The organism is Blastopirellula marina (assembly GCF_002967765.1).
GTDB lineage: Bacteria > Planctomycetota > Planctomycetia > Pirellulales > Pirellulaceae > Bremerella > Bremerella marina_A.
Genome location: NZ_PUHY01000010.1, coordinates 1,024,110 through 1,044,775, shown reverse-complemented (window position 1 = coordinate 1,044,775; position 20,666 = coordinate 1,024,110). Strand labels below are relative to the sequence as shown.

The following is a 20,666-nucleotide window of genomic DNA, read 5'->3' as shown; positions in this document are numbered from 1 at the left end:
GCAGCGAACCTATTCGCGATTTCACGCTTCCAATCGCCGCGAGTCGCGTTCTGCGAGAGCCGTTCTGCTTGTTGCTTCTCGCTAGGTCGGGCGAGTGGATCGCCAGCAATTTGCCGGGGAACATCGAATGCGGCGTTGAGATGTTCTGCAGTAATTGGAATGCAAATCATCGGGTAATCCATTGACGCAAGGAGGAGCGAATTGTGATTGGGTTTGCGAATCATGCAACTGCCGAGAAAGTCCACTGCGGTCAGTTTCTCAATCAGCAAAAGTAAGTTGACCGTCGGTTATCTTGATCGCGTGTCAACTTCGCAACTGTTTTTTGGAGATGGGACAACGCTAACCCGTTGCCCTGAAACAGGAAGAAAATATTTTTGCTTCGTCGGTGTCACACCCGCGTCGAAATAATGTCTGATCTTTGTCCGAGGCATGTTTGGCTGCCGGGAGAGTCAAAGTTCGCCCTCAGAGTTTAGGGCCCATGAGGATGCTTTTCCCTTTATTTCCGTTGCTCTTCCCGTCCGTAATAACCTATCCTCTTGATGAGTAGTGGGTGATGCGGAAGTCATTGATTTTGAAGCTTCTCAGGGGATGCAAATGGCTGGACCTACATTTCGGGGTGGCGACCAGAAGATTCTCGGGTCGCGGGGGACGACGGGGTCGCCCGATAATCCTCAGGCACCTTTCTTCACGCCTGGTCCGTTAGGCGTGGGCGATGGGAGCAAAGCTTCGATCGATGGGGCAGGTGTGAATTCTCCGCCGTACGAATTCATCATGCTCTGGAAGGAACGATTCGTCGCGCAAGCCACGGACACCTATCTGACCCCGATGGTTGGCTTCCCCGTAGAAGAGCCTGGTTTGCCGGATGGTGAACTGATGTTCGGACAAGACATTCGTTTCGGTACCCGTGGCGGCCAACGCAAGAGCCAATCGGTCGGAACCGAGGAGAGCGACTTACGAAAGAAGTGTGCTCGCTTGATCGAGGTCTTCGCGCCGGATGACGATACCGGAATGGCCAAGCGGTTAATGGATGCCTTTCTGATGAAGCGGCATACCGTACGGCTATTCGAAGACGACGACATGAACGAGTCGATCGCCAAGCATCCCAACTTCAAATCGTTTTCGAGTCTTGTGCTTTCCGCGCCTGGCACGCCCGGTGTGAACACCACCCGCGTACGACTTCATCAAGCCCTCAAACAAGCGAACTGGGACATCAACGCGATTCCGTTCATCGGCGACCTGGGAATCTTGGCTTTCAACAAGGGAGACAAATTCTGGGGGACGGAAGACTTTGCCACCGGGCTCGGTTTGATGATCAACGGCGTGCAGTATGCGCTCGTTTACGCGACCAGCTATCTCTACAATCCAATGACCGGAACGTATGACTTGCACCTGAGGTTCGTTTTTTATGACGTCTTCGGGCTCGATGACGACGACTTGGACGAGTATGGCGCCGAGAGTGGCTGGAACGTGTTTAACTCGCAAGTTGGCATCACGGCATGGTGGCAGTTACAGCATCAGTTCAACTATGCACCGCTGGTGACGCGAGCCGTTGTCACACGTAAGTACCTGAACGTGCCAGCCATCTAAGCGTTAGCAGGCTGTTAGGCTTGGACGTGAACATCTTGCGAACGGAAAACGTGTTGCGTCTCGATATACTTCTCGACACTACGAGGAACCATGTAGCGGATCGAGCGACCGTCGGCGATCCGTTGTCGGATTTCCGTACTGCTTAAACCGATTTGCGGCATCTCGACAAAGTGCTCTTTGATTTCCATCATCTGGTCGTCTGTTAGCACTTCGGGAAGGCTACCCCAGTCGTTCAAGTCCGAACCAGGACGTCCCACTGTGCAGATCGTGGCGAGCTCGCATATCTTGTCGATCGCTCGCCAGTGTGAGAAGCTGGCAAACGAATCCGCGCCGACCAGCAAGAAAAGTTGGGCATGCGGAACGATCTGTTGGACCTCGCGAAGCGTATCGACCGTGTAGCTAATTCCGCCTCGTTCTAGTTCGATCGGGCTGACTTTGAATGCTTGATTCCCGGCAATCGCCAGCTCGATCATCGCCACTCGGTGTGCGTTGGAAGCGGGATTGGCGTCCTGCTTCAAAGGACTGACCGCCGCAGGCAGAAACCAGACTTCATCCAGCTGGCATTGTTCGCGGCACGATTCGGCCAATAGCAAGTGGCCGTTGTGAATGGGAGAAAACGATCCCCCGTAGATTCCCAATCGCATAGCGGACCCCCTATTTGTTTGATCGTCGTAAATGGACGAGCCGTTCGGTTCGCGGCTGGGAAGGATATCACTTACCTGTTATCGTATCGGTCCTGGCCAGAATTGGCTAGGATTCTCTGACGGAAGACCAGTCCCCTAGTCAAGTGTAGCCCTCTATCACGCAGTTTTGGTGAAGAATCAAAAAGGACTCTTCGGCGACGATTCTACCCCCTGGGAGCAGGACGATGCTCAGACAGGGCTCGTGGCTTCTGTGGTCATGTCGACCGGACCCGAAAAGTCGTTCGACTATCTGGTCCCTGACGAGCTTGTTGGCGAGATCTTACCTGGGCGTCGGGTTTATGTTCCCTTAGGGCGTTCCAATCGCCGCGTGATGGCGTATTGCGTTGCGGTTGAGCGGAAAGAATATGGCCAACGTAAGCTTAAGTACGTCATGGCGGCGCTCGATCAGCAAACGTTGGTTTCGTCCCATATGCTGTCGATGACCCAGTGGATGGCTGATTATTACTTGGCTAGTTGGGGACAAGTGTTGGAAGCAGTTATTCCTGCCGCCGTTCGTGGCAATGCGGGAACGCGGGAAGTAACTCTATTGAGTGTTCCGTCCCAAGTGGCCATGCAGCTGGCAACCCTCAAGCTGACGGAAAAGCAGCAGAAAGTCTTAAGCACATTGGCCGCTGCGACCAAGCCGATGACCCCCGGCGACCTGGCCGACAAATGTCGCGTGACCCAAGCCCCCATCACAACGCTGCGGAAAAAGAAGTTGATCACGTCGGAAGTACGCCGCGTGAGTCATGCCCACTTCGACGATATCGACATCGAGCGTGAATCGGCCAAGACGCTGAGCGAAGATCAAGCGGCTGCCTTGAAGACAATTCTCGATCAGGTAAACGCTTCACAACCTAAGCCCATTCTGTTGCATGGGGTAACGGGTAGCGGAAAGACAGAGGTCTATATCCAGGCCATTCAAAACGTGATCGACCAAGGCAAACAGGCAATCGTCCTCGTGCCGGAGATCAGTCTCACGCCGCAAACCAAGCAGCGGTTTGCTTCCCGCTTCGATCGTATCGCGGTACTACATAGCCACATGAGCGATGTTGAACGGCATTGGCAGTGGAAACGGATTGCTTCAGGGATCGTTAATGTCGTGGTCGGTGCTCGAAGTGCGGTGTTCGCCCCGACACCTCATTTGGGCATGATCATTCTGGACGAAGAGCACGACACATCGTTCAAGCAAGATTCGGTACCACGATATCATGCGCGCGAGGTCGCGGCGAAGCGAGCTGAGTTGGAGAAAGTGCCGCTGATTCTCGGTACTGCGACGCCTTCGCTAGAGACCTTCTATCGGGCTAAGAAGGGGCTGTATGAACTAATCAGCATGCCGCGGCGAATTGGAAATCGCCCCCTTCCCGCGGTTCGCACCGTCGACATGCGATATGACAAGACAACCGGTTATCGCGGGGCGATCAGCCGCCAGCTATATCAGTCGATTCAACGAACGTTGCAGCAAGACGGACAAATCATTCTGCTGCTAAACCGCCGCGGGCACAGCACGCATATTCAATGTCCCGCGTGTGGGCACATTGTGAAATGTCCGCACTGCGAGCTTCCGTTGACGCATCACATTACCGACGGCAGCACGGTTTGCCACTATTGTGATTTCCGTAGCGTCGCTCCACGAGTCTGTCCGGACGTTAAGTGTGGCTATTCTGGTATTCGATTTTCGGGCATCGGAACGCAAAAGCTGGAGCAAGAGGTCAAATCGAAATTCAGTTCGTACCCGATCATTCGAATGGACTCGGATACGATGAAGAAGCCGGGATCACACGAAGCGGCTCTGGAGAAGTTTCGCAATCAGGAAGTGCGGATTTTGGTCGGGACCCAGATGATCGCGAAAGGGCTCGACTTTCCGAACGTGACGCTGGTCGGCGTGATTAATGCCGACACAGCCCTGCATTTTCCTGACGTGCGGGCCGGCGAGCGGACGTTCCAATTGATTACTCAGGTTGCCGGCCGCACTGGACGTGGTGACCTGGGAGGCGAGGTGTTGGTACAGACCCTCAGCCCGGATCATCCCGCGATCGAGGCGGCAACCCGGCATGATTATGCTTTGTTCGCCGAACGCGAGCTTCCGTTCCGTCGTGATTTTCAAATGACCCCGTTTGCCCACATGGTGAGAATTATCGCGCGTGGCCCCACTCAGCCTTCGGTTGAGCTATTCATGCAGCAAGTGTCCGAAGAGGTAGGGCGATTCGCCGCAGAGAAGGGGGGAGATATCTCCCTTCAAGGTCCCGCCCCTGCTCCGATCGAAAAGCTGCGGGGTAACTACCGCTATCACCTGCTTTTACACAGCTTTGATCGCCAATTGATGCGGGGGGCGGTGCTGCATTGTCGTGAGAAAATTACCGTTCCCGAGGATGTTTTGTGGATCGCCGATGTCGATCCAATCGACATGATGTAGGTTCGTGTGGAAATCTGGGTAGTTTCAGAAAGCCAAAAGCGCTAGAATTCAGGAACGATCGTTATTCTTCCCCCGTGTTCCTTCGCGGTCTCTTCTGGCTGAACACGGATAACTGAGTACTGAAAACCGAATATGTCCTATCGTTCCATCAAGCGCGTTCTCGGCGAGACCAATCTCGAACGAAAATGCCGTTTCCTCTACGGAACGTGCCTGTTGCTGCTGATTACTGGAAGCTTCTGGTGGTATGGGCAATCGACAGAACAGTTGGTGCACAGTAATAACCTCAGCACCGGTCGGCATTTGGTGGATGCGGTGTTACTCAAAACGCATTGGAAGGACGATGCCGGCAAGACTTACGGCTACGACGAACACATTCAAGAAACCGGCCTCGACCTTGAGTATGTCTCGTATAAGTGGCAGGTGATGACGCTTGATCAGGCCGATCGGGAATTAGCGGCGACACCCCATCGCGAGGAACGTATCCATCTTCCGGCCAACGAAGAAGAAGCAGAGATCTTGCGGCGGTTGAAGGAGATTCAGGAAACGCGCGATAAGGATATCGTTGAAAAATTCCTTCGTACGCCTGAACCGGAAACTCGAGAGGTGGCGGATGAACTGGCCCAGGTGCGTCCTCATAATCCGGAAGGGAATTTGATTGATTACTCACCTGCCTCGGAAGCTTATTACGACGGCGAGAACGAAGAGTACATTTATTATCAACCGATTTACTGGAAGCATAACTGTGCGATCGCTTGCCATAACAATAATCTTCAAGCGGCCTTCCCCGCTGGCGTGCTGGTCGAGAACCGGTTGCCGTTCAACGTGATCAAGATCATCAAGAAAGATGCGATCACGCAATACGCGTTGACCAAAAACCGAGCCTACTTGTTGGCGACTGCCATTATCACGGTCGCCTTGTCAATGATCGCGTTGTATTTGATCGTTCGCTATATCATTGTCAAACCGCTGACGCATCTAAGGGACGTTAGCGACGAGGTCAGTCAGGGGCACTTGGATGTGCGTGCCGAGATATTTACCGGCGACGAATTTGAAGACCTCGCCACGTCATTCAATCGTATGTTGGCTCAATTGATCGACGCGCAGAATAAGCTTACGTACGTCAACCGCGATCTGGGAGGTAAAGTCGATCAGTTGGCTCAAGCGAATATGCAACTGTACGAAATGAACTGCCTGAAGAGCGACTTCCTGGCCAGCATGAGCCACGAATTGCGAACGCCGCTCAACAGTATTCTGGGCTTCTCCGATGTCTTGCGTGGTATCGATAGCTTGAATGACAAGCAAAAGCGTTATGTCGAAAACATTCAGAAGTCAGGCCGATTATTGCTCGACATGATCAACGATATTCTTGACTTGGCAAAGATCGAGAGTGGCCGTATGGAAGTTCGCGCGACGCGATTTTCCGTCGCCGCGGTCGTGAGTGGGGCTTGCGACATGGTCCGCTCGTTGACCGAAGAGAAGAACATCGATCTTATTTGCCAGGTCGATTCCGAAGAACAGCCAGCCCTGCAGGATCAATCAAAGTTCCAGCAGATTCTGACCAATCTACTTTCCAATGCGATCAAGTTCACTCCCGAAGGTGGACGGATTGGTGTTCGGACACAGCGGATCGACAATCGAATGCATCTGTCGGTCAGCGACACGGGTGTGGGGATTGCTGAAGAGGACCGCGAAATCATCTTTGAGAAATTTCGCCAAGGGTCGGTTTCTCAAGGAGACACGCTCACCCGTGAGTATTCTGGCACTGGCCTCGGCTTATCGATCGTTCGAGAGCTTTGCCAATTGTTAGGGGGAACGGTGCGTGTCGAAAGCGAACTGGGCAAAGGAAGTACTTTCTTCGTCGACATTCCTTGGGAAATAGAAGAACAGCCGGACATTCACGAGAACTCGTTTACCTCGCGCATCGACGAAATCACGAAATCAAAGCATGGCGATTTCGTGAAAATTCACGGCTCGCGCTTGAGCGAATCGCCCGAGACAATTGATTCCTCGTCGGGCAAATAGAATTCGTTTTGCTGTCATTTGAGCTAGGAACTTCGGTTCTTCTGGTCCAGGGTCGTTTGATTTCTCGCCTGAAGCTAAACTCCCGCTGGCAATGGCGAAGGTTTGCTTTAAATCGCTGGCGTAGCCTTTTTCCCTGCGGCGCAAAGAGGCATAATTGGTCGTTTGAAAGTCAAACCCCAGGGAGCAGTGCATGGCGGCCTCCACCTTCGAGCCAGAAGTTCTTCTTTACACCGACGGAGCGTGTAGCGGTAACCCAGGACCTGGGGGCTGGGCGTTTATCTTGCGCCATCCGGGGACCGGAAAGGAAATGGAGAAATCAGGCGGCGAGAAGGTCACAACCAACAATCGCATGGAATTAATGGCCGTCATCCAAGGTCTGCAAACGCTGAAGCGCCCCTGCAATATCGAGCTCTTCACCGATAGCGTTTACGTCGGTAAAGGGATCTCGGAATGGATGCCCAAATGGAAAAAGAACAACTGGCGACGCAAAGAAGGCAGCCAGTGGAAGCCGGTTAAGAATGACGACTTGTGGCGGCAACTCGATGAACAGTTAGAAAAGCATCGCGTGAAGTATACCCGCGTTGCCGGTCACAGCGGCCATCCTGAAAACGATCGTTGCGATGAACTTGCCGTCGCCGCGTATCAGCCGTATCGGTAAATCGGTCGCTAAGTTGGTGAGGACTCGATGCCAGATAGCCGTGCTTCGACACCTCTGGAACGTCTGCGGACGCCGGTTCAGTTCCTGAAAGGAGTTGGACCGCAGCGCGCTGAGAAACTTGCTCGGTTGCAACTCTACACGGCGCTGGATCTGATCTTTTTCTTTCCCCGAGACTACCAAGACCTGCGGGAACTGGTTGCCGTGGAAGATCTGATCGAAGACGAGCCTGCTTCCATCTCCGGCGTGATCGAGCAAGTCGACTTTCGCGGAACTGGGCCAGGTCGATCTATTCTTGGCGTCCTGGTCCGTGACAATCAGGCCTATCTCCGCGCCATTTGGTTCAATCAGCCCTTTATGCGAAAGCGGTTTCACGAAGGCCAACACGTTGTCGTTTCCGGCAAGCCACGTTTCGAGGGCAATCGCTGGGAGATGGCCCATCCGGTAGTGGACATCATGGAGATGGGGGAGATCCCAGAGGGAGGCAAGGTCCTTCCCGTCTATCCGCTGACCGAAGGAATTCGCCAAGGCGTAATGCGGAAAATGGTTCACGCGGCGCTCGATGCGTTTGGAAGTGATTTGGAGGAGGTGCTTCCCGAGTCATTCTTAGAGCAGCACGAGTTGCTAACGATTCACGAGGCTCTCAATAAAATTCATCGACCGCAAGCTCGCGAAGAAACGGACGTGGCTCGGAAGCGATTCATCTACCAGGAATTGCTTGTCTTGCAGTTGGCCATGTCACTGCGCAAACATCAATTGAACGATCGCCGCAGTGCCATTCCGATTCCGGTTGATTTCCGAGTGGATGAACGGATCCGTCGACTTCTTCCGTTTGAATTAACCGAAGATCAGAATCAAGCGATCCACGAAATCAGTCACGATCTGGGGCGCACCATTCCCATGAATCGGCTGCTACAAGGGGACGTCGGAACTGGCAAGACAATGGTATCTGTCTATGCCATGTTAGCTGCCGTCGCAGCCAAGTCACAGGCCGCGCTGATGGCCCCGACCGAGGTGTTGGCTAAACAGCATGCCCGCACCCTTACCAAATTGCTGAGCCACGCCAAGGTGCGAATTGGCGTGCTGACAGGATCGTTATCCGATAAAGAACGAGAGAACTTGCTGAAGCAAGTTGCAGCCGGAGAGATCGATCTTCTGATCGGTACCCAGGCAATCATTGCCACCGAGATCACTTTCAAAAAGCTGGGCTTGGTCATCATTGACGAGCAGCACAAGTTTGGTGTGCGACAGCGAGCGGCACTGCGGAGTGCCGGCAGCGATCCACATTACCTGGTGATGACCGCTACGCCGATTCCCCGGACGGTCGCCCTTGGAATGTTTGGCGATCTCGATTTGTCGACCATTCGCAAGGCTCCTCCTGGGCGGCAAACCGTGAACACGTACATCGCTGACGAAGATCAGAGGGCCAAGTGGTGGGACTTCTTTCGCAAGAAGTTGCGTGAAGGACGGCAAGGCTACGTGATCGCGCCCTTGGTCGACGAGACGCAGCGGGAAGATACGCTTGGTGGCGTGGAGCAATTGTTGGAACATTTAGCCAACGGCGAACTCGAAGAGTTCCGTCTCGAGATGCTTCACGGCAGAATGCCACCCGCGGAGAAAGATGCCGTGATGCAGCGATTCGCCCGTCACGAAATCGATGTGTTGATCGCCACCACTGTGGTGGAAGTGGGCGTGGACGTTCCCAATGCCGTGCTGATGACGATCGAAAGCGGGGAACGTTTTGGACTGGCTCAGCTTCATCAATTACGAGGACGGATTAGCCGTGGTCAGCATCCCGGCTATCTGTGTGTTTTCGCCAACCCGGCAACCGATGCCTCGAAAGAGCGTCTACAGGCGTTTGCCGGCACCACCGATGGCTTTGAATTGGCCGAAGTCGACTTTCAGCTGCGCGGGCCCGGCGATCTGTTCGGCTGGAAGCAACACGGGATGCCACCACTACGCATTGCGGACTTGCAGCGCGATGGCGAACTGTTAGCAAAAGCTCGCCAAGATGCATTTTCGATTACCGACACCGACCCCAACCTGGCCGGGGCCAAGTGGGAAAAGCTGCGGCGAATGGTGATGATTCGCTATGGAAAGTCGCTTGATATTGGCGACTTGGGATGAGGCTGGCTTAGCAGCCTGTTGAGTTTCTCAATTACTCGCTAACGAAGCAGAAAATCAACAGACTTTTAGGTCGAGCAATCGACATCATCCCAATCGGCGTTCCCGAAACGAATGAGCCAATTCAATGCGTGATGACGCTCTTGAATCACGCCAATATCGAGACCGGCTGGGATCGGTTCGCCTTTCAGAAAAGGCTGGCGGGCGATCCAGTGGAGACGGAAGTAGCGATCGACCTGGTCTAGAATCTCGCTGGTCGGGCGTAGTTCGGCCGTGGCAATCATCATCGTCAGATCACGGTCGAATATGTCGTCAGCAACTTCTGGCACGCTGCAGATTGCGGTTGGAAAGTTGAGTTCGTCGAAATGACCAAGCGCCCATTGAAGGACAAACAACGCTTCGTATCGCCAGGCATGATCAATCACCGCCTGTTCGTCAGGCGTGGACGCATCCATAAATTCCTGTTCAACAGGTGTAAACGAGTCAAATGCCGGGGCGAGCAGTTCCCGGATCTCTGCAACGGGAATCGGCTCTTTCATTGCGATCTTCTCGGCCCTGACAGCGACGGCCATCAAGGCAATCGCCCGGCGAGCGACCTCGTCGGCCGGTCGCAAGTTGACTTCGCATTCGGCGATTACGGGGGGCAGACCGTCGTACGGGTGGAGGTCAAGTTTGCCAAGCTCGGCGGTGATGCGTTCTTTTCGCTGAAAAGCCTCTTGTGGGTAGGGAACCTCCGCATCGTCGTCGCAACTGCCGTCGGTGTGCGAGACGAGAAGTTTGCCCGCTGGATCGCAGACGTTGAAGTCTTGCATCAAGAACACGGCGTTGGCGGCTTGACCCCAGCGGCCCAACTCGTCGAAGTGTTCCGGTCGAATTTCAAGGCTGTACTGATTCTGTACTCGTTCCAGGTGCTGTATCACATGATAGAGCGTTTCGGTCATTTCTCGCTGTCCGCCTTGCCAAATGAAGCCGATGAACTCTTGTAGATGCGGCGCCAATTGCGAGTCGTGGTGATTGCGGTGACTGAGTAGTTGGTGAGGGAAATCGAGTTGCGGAGGATTGCGATGCGTGCAGTATGCATTGACCAAGGTGGGAGGGGAGCTCATGCGGCAGAACTTTGCAATCGAGGGGTGATAGGTGTCAGGCAATGATCATTCTAAGACAGTGCCGTCGCCCGAACGACCAAAAACATCCCTATCTCCTTACGCAATAAAAGAAAAACGTGCCGCTTTTTAGCGGCGCACAATTAAGCTGCTGCGTAGCTCTGGATCTGTGAAGAAGGCAACCTTGTCTGGTGCCTTGTCGAACTCCGCAGGGGATTCGTTTTAACGACCATCGTCCGCGAATAAAAGAAGCGTGACGAACATCACCAGGATCACCAGAGGAACCAATCGCCAAGGACGGTAGCGACATGTCAGGTACATGGCGGCGAGCTCTTGGTTAAGCAAGAGATGATAACGCGTTCGCAATTGGAACTCCGCTTTGAGAAACCCTTGTTGAGGTATCTGGCAGAGAAACTCGATGCCATACCAGGCGAATCGAAACAGCGCGATAAGGTACTGCACGATCCAGCGAAAAGCAGAAATCAGCGTCCACCAAAATCCCAGGATGAAAATCCGGAAGAGGACTCCTAGGCAGCCTTCTAACACCTGCTAATCCGACTTTCCAAAACGGAACTTGAAGGGGATCTTAAAGCCTTCTTTTTCTTCGCCATTGGTCGTATTCGATTCACCTTGCGACGTTTGCTTAACGATGATTTCTCCGGCGACGACATCGGTCGCTGCGTCGAGTACTTTTAACTCTTGTTCACCAGCAGGCTCTTCAGTGCCTTCCTTGTTGCGGGTGAATAAGGCCTTGATCTTGTCTTTTGCTTTATCCGCTCCACGCTGAGCTAGTTCGCCACCTACCTGTTCCAAATTACTCCAGTTTGCACGAACCGATTTGACATCATCCGAAGTTGCTGGGCGACCATCCGGTCCGTCCGAGCTTACGACGACCCACCAGCCGAATAGTGATTTTTCCGTCTCGAGTCGCAGCGGTTTTCCCCAAGCATCGACTTCGTTCAGTAGTCCGTTGTCAAATTGAGCATCGGGTTTGGTCGTTTCCTGGTAATACTGCTCAGCTAAGCGATCGACTCGTTTTTCGGTGGTCGCAATGCGTTGGGCGTTAGCCGAATTCCACGCATAAAGAACACAACTAGCCGAGCTAACGCTCGCAAAAAGCAGGCCAGCGGCCGTCAAGCGGATCAGAAGTGGAGAGATACCATCTGCTTGTCGACGGTTGCTACGGACCAATGCTTCAGTGTAGCCATATCGGATGGCTTCAATTTGAAAGATCACGGAACGGAGAACAATTTCCGCCAGAAGGACGAAGCCGTGGATCACGGCTCCAATCAGATGGACGATTGCTTCCATGGCTGGCAGCCTTATGTTAGGGGATTGCGATTCCCCCATAGCGTAATATGCTTGCCAGCGTGACGCAATCGTTCGGACTAACCCGCTTCCACCGGTTCGCCAGTGGTCCATTCTGACATGTTATGCGGATCGCGGATCACGCGGTTATAGACGGTGTCCCGTTCGATCGGTTCGCGTCCAGCTTCTTCGATCAAGCGACGAATGTCGTCAACCGACATGGCTTCTGGCGTCGTGGCACCCGCATCGTGATAGATCAACTCGTGCCGCACGGTGCCATCGATATCATCTGCACCGTACGAAAGGGCCGTTTGAGCCGTTCCCAGGCCGAGCATGATCCAGTAGGCCTTGATGTGCTGGAAGTTATCGAGCATCAATCGCGAGATGGCCATCGTCCGTAGGTCCATCAAGCCGGACGGCTTCTTAAGCTTCTTGAGTTCAGCGAGTTCGGTGTTGTCGGGGTGGAAGGCCAGAGGGATGAACGTCTGGAAGCCACCGCTAACATCTTGCGTTTCGCGGAGACGAATCAGATGGTCGATGCGGTGATAGGCGTTCTCGATGTGGCCATACAGCATTGTCGCGTTTGTCTTGATTCCCATCTCGTGCGCGGTGCGATGGATCTCGTGCCATTTGCCGGTGTCGGCCTTGTGTTCACAGATTTGGTCGCGCACTTCACGGTGGAAGATCTCGGCACCACCCCCGGGCATGCTGCCGAGGCCAGCATCCTTCAACTCTTGCAAGACTTCACGAACTGACTTCTTGGTGAGGAACTCGAACCAATTGATCTCAACCGCAGTCCAGGCCTTTAAGTGTAGCTTCGGGAAGGCGTCGTGCAGGATTCGCACCATGTTGACGTACCAGTCAAACTTCTTCTGGTGGTGCAGGCCGCCGACAATGTGCATCTCGGTGCAACCGTTGTCGACCGCTTCCTGGCCACGAGCCAAGATCTGCTCGTCGCTCATGACGTAACCACGTGGATCTCGCAGGTCCGCTCGGAATGCGCAGAAGTTGCAGCGGTAAACGCAGATGTTGGTCGGGTTTAAGTGCGTGTTGATGTTGTAGTACGCGAAGTTCCCGTTCTTCCGTTCGCGAACCATGTTGGCCAACTCGGCGACTTCGTTCAATGGAACGTCGTCGTTGTAGAGGTAGACCCCTTCATCCAGGTTCAAACGTTCGCCGTTCTCGACCTTCTTACCGATGGTATCCAACGTGATTTTGTCTGCTCGAATCATTCCAGGTCGCTTGATCCAATGAAGGTGTAAGAACGGTTAGCTTACGATTGAAACCGCACAGTTCGGGCGATCGATAACCTTTATGGTCGTCGTTTGCCACTTTCCCTGCAAGGCGGGTCAATTCCAAAGCAGGTCGATGCTGGTGAAAATCAGCACTCCGAGGCCAATGATCGTGTTCACATGAAAAAATGCCAAGTTCACCTTCGAGAGGTCTGACGGGCGAACGAGAGCATGTTCGTAGAACAGTAAGCCAGCAACCGCCGCGAGTCCCAGCCAATAAATCACGCCCAAAAGTGGGGCAGTGAAGGGGAGGATCGCAAATGACAGCACAGCCAGAAGGTGGCTAACGGCGGCAATTCTTAGGGCTCCTGGAACACCGTATTTCGCCGGCACGCTGCGAAGTTTCGCATCGCGATCGAATTCGGCATCTTGGCAGGCATAAATAATGTCAAATCCAGCGACCCAAAAAAGGACACCCAGTCCCAGCATTACTGCAGGCAAAATGTCGGTCGGATGCTGCAAAACGACCTGACCACGAATCGCCACCCAAGCACAAATGGGGGCGAGCATCAGCGAAATTCCGAGCCAATAGTGGGCCAGCGAAGTGAAACGTTTCGTATAGCTGTAGCCGCACAAAAACGCCAATACCGGAATTGAAAGCGCTAGCGGCAACCAATTGGGCCAAAATAGGAGTGTCGAAGCGACGAAGCCGAGACTGCAGGCCAAGGTAAATAGGACAACGCTTTGAACCGACAGGAGCCCCGCAGGTATATGCCGTGAGGCGGTGCGTGGATTCTCGGCATCAATTTTCCGGTCTACCAGGCGGTTGAACGCCATGGCAGCGCTGCGAGCGAAGACCATGCACAACACAATCCCGAGGCAGGTTTGCCAGGTGAGTGTGACACTCTCGCCGCTCGGAGTCGGCAGGCACCACGCCATGATCGTGGCCAGCACGGCAAACGGCATCGCGAAGACCGTGTGGCTGAAACGGATCATCTCGAGAATGTGGCGAATTCGCTCAGGCATCGTCTCCCCAGCGGTGGATCAAGGCGTGTGGAATGTCGAGTTGGTCCAAGATTCTGGCCACCATGAAATCGACTAGATCATCCAGCGATCTAACTCCGTGATACCAGCCAGGCATCGCCGGCATAACAACCGCTCCGGCTTCAACGGCTCTTCGCATATTGTCGATGTAGCCAAGGGAGAGAGGCGTTTCACGAGGAACGAGGATTAGCTTACGGCGTTCTTTCAAATGAACTTCAGCTGCCCGCTGAATAAGGTTGGTGCAGTTTCCATTTACGATGCCGGCTAATGTACCGCCGGAACATGGGCAAACAACCATTCCTGCTGATCGCGCGGAACCGCTAGCCATGGGGGACATGAAGTCGGCAAAGTGGCAGTAGCGAAACTCACCTGGCTCCGCCGCGTGATTTAGTTCGACGGTCTTCGCGAGCTTCGTATCGTTCGTCTCGACTTCGGCCGAAACAAGCGTCCAGGGATCGAAGTTATCGAGTTCCAGCCGAATCCCCAGTTCCTGCTGAAACACGGTTTGGCCAGAGGTGCTGATCGACAGTTGAATGTCGTAGCCCGAGTGGTGCAGCACGTTGAGCAGACGCCGTGCATAGACGGCTCCGCTGGCACCGGTGATCGCCACGACAATCGGCAAGCTCATTTCGTCCCCACGTACAAAGTCGCCACGCCAAACGTGAACGGCTTAAAGAAGACATCCTTGAGACCCGCCTGACGCATGCGTTCGGCCAAGGCCTCGCCGTGGGGGAACTCTCCCACGCTATCGGGCAAATACTTGTAGGCGTCTTGCTTGTTCTTCGCCAATGCCTGACCAACGCGGGGTAAGATGTTCTTAAAGTAGAACTGATAGATTCCGCGAAATGGCTGCCAGCGAGGCTGCGAGAATTCCAGCACGGCAACCTTGCCGCCAGGACGGCAAACGCGAGTCATTTCTTTGAGACCAAGGTCGGTATCGGCAACATTTCGCAGGCCAAACGCGACCGAGACGATCTGGAATTGGTCGTTATCGAATGGCAACTGCTGGGTGTCCGCCTCTTGGAAGCGAACCTGGCCGTTGATACCAAGTTTCTGTTTTTTGACCTCACCAACCTCGAGCATTTCAGGGCAGAAATCGGTTGCTTCGACGTTGATCTTCCCTTGGCCAGCTTTGTAGTAAGCCAATGCCAAGTCGCCTGTGCCGGTACAGACGTCCAGAATCGGACTATCGCCAGTCGGGGGGACGATTTTGACCGTTCGCCATCGCCAGTACTTGTCGACATTCATCGACAGAAGGTGGTTCATGCGGTCGTAGTTGCCCGCAATCTCAGAGAACATCTGACGGACACGGGTTCCCGATTTATCGATCGCCATGCGTTTGAGGCCTAGGGGTTGGCGTGAATTGCGTTAAGAAGGTGTCAATCCTGGCAAACAGCACCGAAATCGGAAGTCTAGTCGTACCCAGGACTTCCCGTTTCGAGCGATTGTAGGATGGTTCGTAACTCTATGGTGCCAAACTGTTTAATTTACCGAAAAAGCGTCGTGCTGGTAACATGGCCGCGCCAAACGGCATGGTTTCGAGCGAAACCCGTTGTTGCGTGTCCATTTGCGATTGTCGACCAGCTTCCCGAATTCTATAATCGTGGGTTTTCCAGCACATCAGGGGAACGGACCGGCGCAGGGCTCGTCCGCGAACTTGTCCCGGAGTGAGAAGCGATGAAAGAAAACATCCATCCAAAATATCAGGAAACCGTCGTTAAGTGCGGTTGTGGCAACTCCTTTACAACGCGTAGCACCCGGAAGGAAATCGTGGTCGACGTTTGTAACGTTTGCCATCCGTTCTACTCCGGTAAGGAACGCTTCTTGGACTCGGGCGGTCGTATCGAGAAGTTCAAGAACAAGTTCGCAGGCAACTACGCCAGCTTGGCCAAGAAAAAGAAGAAGTAGCTTCTTCCAACTCGAAAATCGTCGGCACGCGAGAATCCTCGGTATGGGGACTCGCGTGTTTTCGTAGATTCCCGCAAACGGCCTGCTTCCCCGCTAGTTATGGCAGGCCCCTCTCAGGACGGTTTCACCCATGCGCGAGATCCTGGAAGAAAAACTTTCTCGCTTCGAGTTCCTCGAAAAACAAATGAGCGACCCTGATGTGTTGGCAAACTCGACACTGATGGCGAACGTCGCGCGCGAACACGGATCACTGGCTCGAATTGCCGGTCGGTACCGACAGTTCAAGCAGTTGGTGGGAGAGATCGAAGACGCCCGCGAATTGATGGAAGGGGACGACGCCGAGATGGCCGAACTGGCCGAGGCTGACTTGGTCGACCTCAAGGCAAAACGCGAGAAGATTTGGCGTGACCTGTTGGATATGACCATCGGGGGCGAGGACGCCAATCGCGATAAGATCGTCTTGGAAATTCGTGGCGGCACCGGCGGTGACGAAGCGGCACTTTTCGCTCGCGACTTGTACGAAATGTATAAGCGTTTTGCGGAATCGAAGAAGTGGAAGTACGAGATCATGGAATCGAATCCGACCGAATTAGGTGGGTTCAAAGAAGTGATCATTTCGGTCCACGGCGAAGGTGTTTACCGCGAAATGCAATACGAGAGCGGCGGTCACCGCGTGCAGCGAGTTCCCGACACCGAAACGAAGGGACGCGTGCATACCTCGGCGGCAACCGTTGCGGTGATGGCCGAACCGGAAGAAGTCGAATTTGACCTGAGCCCAGACAGTTACACGGTGGAGCGATACGCAGCGAGTTCCGGTCCAGGTGGTCAGCATGTGAATAAGACTGCATCGGCTGTCCGTCTTATTCACCAGGAAACCGGCGTGATCGTGCAGTGCTGTGAAGAGCGAAGCCAGCACAAGAATCTTGATCGCGCGTTGCGTTTGCTGAAGACCAAGTTGTACGAAGCACAACGCGAGAAGGAAGCCAAAGAGCGAGCGGACGAGCGGAAAAGTCTCGTCGGTTCCGGCGACCGTAGTCAGCGTATCCGTACTTACAACTTCCCTGAGAATCGTCTTAGCGATCATCGTATCAATCTCACTCTCTACAAGCTCGATCAAATTATGGCTGGCAACTTGCAGCCTGTGATTGATGCATTGATTGACCACGATCGAGAAGAACTTCGCGGTTCGATGGGGGATCTCGACTAAACCCGACGATTCCTCTTCATTCGCCCACTTCAAACCCGAAGGGATCACAAAGCCCGAATGTCGACTGCCGAACCATGGACGATTGGCCGTCTGTTGAACTGGACGACGGAGTATCTCGAATCGAAGGGAAGCGATGAGGCTCGCCTCGAGGCACAACTTCTGTTGTGTCATGCGCTCGACTGCCAGAAGATTCAGCTCTACACCCGGTTTGAAGAAACGGTGGACGACGACAAGCGGTCGAAATTTCGGGAGTTGGTCAAGCAACGTGCTGCGGGTATACCGGTCGCTTATCTCTTGGGAACGCGCGAATTCTATTCGATGGAATTTGCCATCACGTCCGATGTGTTGATCCCTCGCCCCGAGACCGAACATCTCGTGATCGAAACGCTCGATCGCCTCAAGGCTCGGTCCGGAGAAGAAGGGCTGCGGTTTCTTGAACTGGGCACTGGCAGCGGAATCATTGCCGTCACAGTTGCGAAGCATGCCAAGCAAGTGACTGGTTTAGCTACCGATATTAGCAAGAAAGCTCTGGAAGTTGCGCGGGGAAACGCAGAGAAGCATGGCGTCGCGGAACGCATCGAGTTTGCTTCGGGTGATCTTTTCGACGCTGTCCCAGTTGGAGAGAAGTTCGACATCATCGTGAGTAATCCACCCTACGTGGCTGATTCAGAAAAGTCGATGATGGATCCTCAAGTGATCGCTCATGAACCGCATGTGGCGTTGTTTGCCGATGAAGAGGGAACGGCTGTCTTGCGGCGGATTCTTGAGCAAGCCGTCGACTACCTCAAACCTGGTGGTTGGGTGCTTTTAGAGTTTAGCCCGATGATTGCGTCTCGTGTTGCGAAAATCGCTGAGCAACTTGGGCACTACCAACAGATTTCGATCGGCAAGGATCTCGCCAAGCACGATCGATATCTTGTCGCTCAGAAGGCAGGGTAAACGCGAGTTAGTCGCCAATCCGCACGATTCGTGGACGGACTGGATACTCGGGCGGATCAATTGGTTGGGGACCGTTCCCCTCATCAATGAAGGTTCGGTTTCGGCCATTTTTTTTTGCCGTACGCATGGCGGTAGAAACCCGAGTTAATAGCTTGGGCACCGTGTCTTTCGGTGCCACTTCGGTAACGCCTGCACTAACGAACAGTTCCAGTTCTTCGCCGTCGTACTGAAAGCTGGTCGCTTGAACGGTTTGGCGAATGCGTTCCACGGCACTGGTTGCACCACGCGGCCCAACGTCACCGAAGAACAAGATGAATCGCTGTCCTTCCAACCGCATTGGGAATTCAAAGCCACGATCACTTCGCATGATGTCGACAATAAACTTGCCGATCGCTTTGATTACTTTATCACCGATTTCCGTGCTAAGTCGCTCGTTCACCTTACGGAAGGCGTCGATGTCGACGATGGCGATACTCAACGCACGTTCTCGACGTATGTCGTCACGCCACCATTCAAACAGCTGACGTTCGAAGCCCGTACGATTTCGCATACCGGTCAATCCGTCGATCTGCATCTTTTTGTCGACTGTGCCTAGCCGCTTTTCGGCACGCAGCACAGTGACGATGGTTTCGGTCATCTTATCGCGTAGATCGTGGCACAGGTCGACCAATCGTCCGACTTCCAGCACCAGCTTGCGGCAAACGTCGTTCAGGCTATCGACGAAGTCCAGTTGTTGGAGATTGCTCAGTGTCGTTTCGATCTGAGCTGTCTGATCGAATAGCGTATCGCAAAGTCGTTTGCCGACGTCGGAGTAGGCTCCTAATCCGTCGGTACTTCCATCTAAATGCTGAGCGGCTTCGGCTTGTTTGTCGAGCCAATCAATGTTGATGGCATCTAATTCGTCTGCGATTTCTTGTAGTGCTTCTTCAGTGGGCTGATACCAAACTTCGCGGAGGCGATTTTCTAGGGCAATTAGTTTGGCGCGATAGAGGCCGATTTCGAGACGAAGCACCTGGGCTGTTGCTTCGACCAAGCCGCCCGCTTCAACCGCTTCTGCCTCGAGGATCGCAAGGTATTCGTAAGGAATGACTTCCTCGGGTTCTTCTTTCCTGCCGTGGTTTTTATTTTGGGAATTCGCTTCGGCAGGATCTTCGTCTTCAATCTCACCCAAGAATGTATCGGCGGTTTCCACCGAAATGATCGCTGGTTGATGCTGAACCAATTGGCGGACACGCACAGCGGCGCAGAATCCGACCATCAGGTTCGCGGCGATCGTAAGTATTAGATAAAGAAACATCCATTGACCCCAAGTGAGAGCACGGCCTTATGCCATCCGTCCAAAAGACGGGTCTCTTAAGGGTAGACCACGATTACGGTCTGTCGAAAAAGAGGGTCAGAAAAAAGAGTCGGGCTATGCCGATGATTCCGATTCCAATGGCAATTCCCCCCGAAAGACCCTCCGCCCGAACGGATTCCGATTGGGAATCACCACGTCGTTTGTCTCGGCCTGCTCGAAGGTTTGAGCAAGACGGTAGATGTTTCCGTCGAGTTCATCCGCCCAATAGACGAGATTGGCTTCCCAAGTCATGGGCGACTTGGGGCTACCGTGTTGAGGAGTTCCTTGATGGCTGACAATCAAATGTTCCAGTCGAACGAGCCATGGGGCGTCGATTTCCAGTTCTTTTGCCATGTCACGGATGATGTCCCGACCCAGAGCGATATGCCCGATCAGTTCTCCTGCTACCGTGTAGGCCGTGTTGCCGGCATCTTCATCCAGTTCGCGAAGCTTGCCGATATCGTGAAGCAGTGCACCAGCCAAAGCGAGCTCTTGCGTTAGCGGATCACGGAGTGAAGGATGCTGGCCACGATACATTTCAATGAGATACAGCACGTTACGCGTAACGCTGTATACATGTTCGAGGTAACCGCCAGCGTACGCATGGTGATGATGCACCGCGCCCGGCAGGGCTTCAAGCCGTTCTCGATTTTGCTCGAAGATGGCGATAATCAGTGACTTTAAGTCTTCCGTCGTAATCTCGCGTTCGACGAGATCTAGCAGATGATCGAACATCTCGCCCGAATCATTTTCTGCCACAGGCTGACAGAGCAAAGGATCGAAGCCTGAATCTGCGTCAGCTTCTTCCACGGCACGGATGCGGAGGATTTCGATTTTGGCCCCGTAGGCAGTTTCCTGGAAGGTGCCACGAATCTTATAAAACTGGCCAACCTTCCACTCGTCGCGGCAGGCCAATTCGTGGGAAGAACCTTCCCAGATCGCGCTCGTGGCATTGCGACGGTTATCACGAAACTCAACGGCAAAGAACGGACGACCTTGTCGCGTGGTGGCCGAATCCTTTTTTATCAATTGAGCGAAAAAGTCGGCCGATTGTCCATGTTGAAGCTCGCCAAGTTGCTTAACCGTCGCCATCTCTTCAGTT

Annotated in this window: 18 protein-coding genes; 8 read left to right on the top strand and 10 right to left on the bottom strand. The window is 53.7% G+C overall.

The window, feature by feature from the left end:
• Positions 1–594 precede the first annotated feature (594 nt).
• The gene (locus C5Y83_RS29605) at positions 595–1,587 is read left to right on the top strand and encodes a hypothetical protein (RefSeq protein WP_199195045.1); all 993 of its coding nucleotides are present in this window, start codon (positions 595–597) and stop codon (positions 1,585–1,587) included.
• Between the two features lie 14 nt (positions 1,588–1,601).
• On the opposite strand, the gene nadD is transcribed toward C5Y83_RS29605, so the two are convergent.
• Entirely contained in the window at positions 1,602–2,231 is a 630-nt protein-coding gene (gene nadD, locus C5Y83_RS15395; protein WP_105330607.1) for a nicotinate-nucleotide adenylyltransferase, read from the bottom strand.
• A 169-nt stretch (positions 2,232–2,400) separates the two neighbouring features.
• Between nadD and priA the strand changes: the two genes are divergently transcribed.
• From priA to recG, 4 genes are all read left to right on the top strand, one after another.
• A complete protein-coding gene (priA, locus tag C5Y83_RS15390) occupies positions 2,401–4,686 on the top strand; it encodes a primosomal protein N' (protein ID WP_233207237.1) in 2,286 nt (761 codons plus the stop codon).
• A gap of 132 nt (positions 4,687–4,818) precedes the next feature.
• Positions 4,819–6,708: a sensor histidine kinase gene (locus C5Y83_RS15385; RefSeq protein ID WP_105330606.1), complete on the top strand. Its 1,890-nt coding sequence runs from the start codon at positions 4,819–4,821 to the stop codon at positions 6,706–6,708.
• 190 nt (positions 6,709–6,898) lie between these two features.
• Entirely contained in the window at positions 6,899–7,366 is a 468-nt protein-coding gene (gene rnhA, locus C5Y83_RS15380) for a ribonuclease HI (protein ID WP_105330605.1), read from the top strand.
• Between the two features lie 27 nt (positions 7,367–7,393).
• Positions 7,394–9,490 (top strand): ATP-dependent DNA helicase RecG, encoded by a 2,097-nt coding sequence (gene recG / locus C5Y83_RS15375; RefSeq protein ID WP_105330604.1) that lies wholly within the window; start codon positions 7,394–7,396, stop codon positions 9,488–9,490.
• A 65-nt stretch (positions 9,491–9,555) separates the two neighbouring features.
• Here recG and C5Y83_RS15370 read toward each other — a convergent pair whose 3' ends face one another.
• The 7 genes from C5Y83_RS15370 to ubiE form a co-directional block, all read right to left on the bottom strand.
• Positions 9,556–10,593: a DUF4272 domain-containing protein gene (locus C5Y83_RS15370; RefSeq protein WP_105330603.1), complete on the bottom strand. Its 1,038-nt coding sequence runs from the start codon at positions 10,591–10,593 to the stop codon at positions 9,556–9,558.
• A 219-nt stretch (positions 10,594–10,812) separates the two neighbouring features.
• Positions 10,813–11,136: a hypothetical protein gene (locus tag C5Y83_RS15365; RefSeq protein WP_105330602.1), complete on the bottom strand. Its 324-nt coding sequence runs from the start codon at positions 11,134–11,136 to the stop codon at positions 10,813–10,815.
• 3 nt (positions 11,137–11,139) lie between these two features.
• On the bottom strand, positions 11,140–11,901 hold the full coding sequence (locus C5Y83_RS15360) for a hypothetical protein (protein WP_105330601.1): 762 nt from the start codon (positions 11,899–11,901) through the stop codon (positions 11,140–11,142).
• 77 nt (positions 11,902–11,978) lie between these two features.
• Positions 11,979–13,130, bottom strand: coding sequence for an aminofutalosine synthase MqnE (gene mqnE, locus C5Y83_RS15355; protein ID WP_105330600.1), 1,152 nt, complete (start codon positions 13,128–13,130; stop codon positions 11,979–11,981).
• A 117-nt stretch (positions 13,131–13,247) separates the two neighbouring features.
• Positions 13,248–14,156: a UbiA-like polyprenyltransferase gene (locus C5Y83_RS15350; protein ID WP_105330599.1), complete on the bottom strand. Its 909-nt coding sequence runs from the start codon at positions 14,154–14,156 to the stop codon at positions 13,248–13,250.
• A complete protein-coding gene (locus C5Y83_RS15345; RefSeq protein WP_105330598.1) occupies positions 14,149–14,802 on the bottom strand; it encodes a UbiX family flavin prenyltransferase in 654 nt (217 codons plus the stop codon). The genes C5Y83_RS15350 and C5Y83_RS15345 overlap by 8 nt, the downstream gene beginning before the upstream one ends.
• Positions 14,799–15,509, bottom strand: a complete 711-nt coding sequence (ubiE, locus tag C5Y83_RS15340; protein ID WP_105330597.1) for a bifunctional demethylmenaquinone methyltransferase/2-methoxy-6-polyprenyl-1,4-benzoquinol methylase UbiE — start codon at positions 15,507–15,509, stop codon at positions 14,799–14,801. The genes C5Y83_RS15345 and ubiE overlap by 4 nt, the downstream gene beginning before the upstream one ends.
• A 342-nt stretch (positions 15,510–15,851) precedes the next feature.
• On the opposite strand from ubiE, the gene rpmE reads away from it, so the two are divergent.
• From rpmE to prmC, 3 genes are all read left to right on the top strand, one after another.
• Complete coding sequence (gene rpmE, locus C5Y83_RS15335; protein ID WP_105330596.1) at positions 15,852–16,082, top strand: 50S ribosomal protein L31; 231 nt, start codon at positions 15,852–15,854, stop codon at positions 16,080–16,082.
• Positions 16,083–16,212: 130 nt separating this feature from the next.
• Positions 16,213–17,289, top strand: a complete 1,077-nt coding sequence (gene prfA / locus C5Y83_RS15330) for a peptide chain release factor 1 (RefSeq protein ID WP_105330595.1) — start codon at positions 16,213–16,215, stop codon at positions 17,287–17,289.
• Positions 17,290–17,346: 57 nt separating this feature from the next.
• Positions 17,347–18,228 carry a peptide chain release factor N(5)-glutamine methyltransferase gene (gene prmC, locus C5Y83_RS15325; RefSeq protein ID WP_105330594.1) on the top strand — a complete coding sequence of 294 codons (882 nt, stop codon included), beginning with the start codon at positions 17,347–17,349 and terminating at the stop codon, positions 18,226–18,228.
• A gap of 7 nt (positions 18,229–18,235) precedes the next feature.
• Here prmC and C5Y83_RS15320 read toward each other — a convergent pair whose 3' ends face one another.
• Both C5Y83_RS15320 and C5Y83_RS15315 read right to left on the bottom strand, forming a co-directional pair.
• On the bottom strand, positions 18,236–19,525 hold the full coding sequence (locus tag C5Y83_RS15320; protein WP_105330593.1) for a GGDEF domain-containing protein: 1,290 nt from the start codon (positions 19,523–19,525) through the stop codon (positions 18,236–18,238).
• A 114-nt stretch (positions 19,526–19,639) separates the two neighbouring features.
• Entirely contained in the window at positions 19,640–20,656 is a 1,017-nt protein-coding gene (locus tag C5Y83_RS15315; RefSeq protein WP_105330592.1) for a 3'-5' exoribonuclease YhaM family protein, read from the bottom strand.
• Positions 20,657–20,666: the final 10 nt, after the last annotated feature.